Source organism: Dyadobacter sp. BHUBP1, assembly GCF_050587785.1.
In the GTDB taxonomy this organism is placed as follows: Bacteria; Bacteroidota; Bacteroidia; order Cytophagales; family Spirosomataceae; genus Dyadobacter.
The window spans coordinates 1-806 of sequence record NZ_JBOBIH010000043.1; the positions used below are offsets into that span (position 1 = coordinate 1).

An 806-nucleotide genomic window follows, 5' to 3' on the forward strand; every position below is an offset into this window, starting at 1 on the left:
AATTGCTATAAACATAAAATGACCCACGAGGGGGTCACTTTTAAGGTGTTATTCAAAAGGTCACAGTTCATCTCATTTTTGATTACTTTATCTGTTTCTTTTAGGTTTAATGTACTCAAAAGTTGTTGCTTCATATACATCACCAATATATCGTTTCAATTTTCTCTCTGTTTTATTGTCTCTAGTGTATCCTAGCCAATCTGCATATAGATTGTATACTCTGGCTTGAGCATAGAAATATAATGTATAGTCCCCTGGCTTGGTTACCTCTACATTCGTTTCAGTTCCCTTCGTATATTCAATTCTTTCTTTACTGACATAATTATAATCGAAGTGCCCCTCCAACTCTGTGATAAACCTATTTCCCCCTTGGGCTCTCAGACCGGTATCTATTGAATGGGATGTTTCAACATCTTTTCTTATAGTTTTCATAAACTTATATGTTATCTTGGTTCCCTCAATTAGCTCAACGTCTGCTTTGTGAACTAAAAAATAGTCACGATCATAGCCGTTTTCTTCTGCCTTTATTGATCCTCTGACATAACCATTTTGTTTATATACTACACCAGTAGAAAATGGCTGAATTGATTTTTCGACCTGGAAATACGGCAATTTACTGTCGGAATCGTGGAATAATTCACCAACCGAATAGGTTCCTACTTCTCGATCAGTATCATTGTCATTGGCATAGACGGTTGTCCCGGCTGCTGCTACTCCCCATAACATTAGAGCACCCGATAAAATACTGCAAACTGACCCTCTTCCCATCCATGAACAAAGTAATCCCTTCTTTCTGGAGAAATATT

1 protein-coding gene is annotated in these 806 nt (G+C 37.2%); it reads right to left on the reverse strand.

What is annotated here, in order from left to right; all coding sequences use genetic code 11:
- Positions 1 to 87: 87 nt before the first annotated feature.
- The coding region (locus tag ACQ4MZ_RS31555) for a hypothetical protein (RefSeq protein WP_430852027.1) at positions 88 to 806 on the reverse strand (719 nt) is incomplete at its 5' end.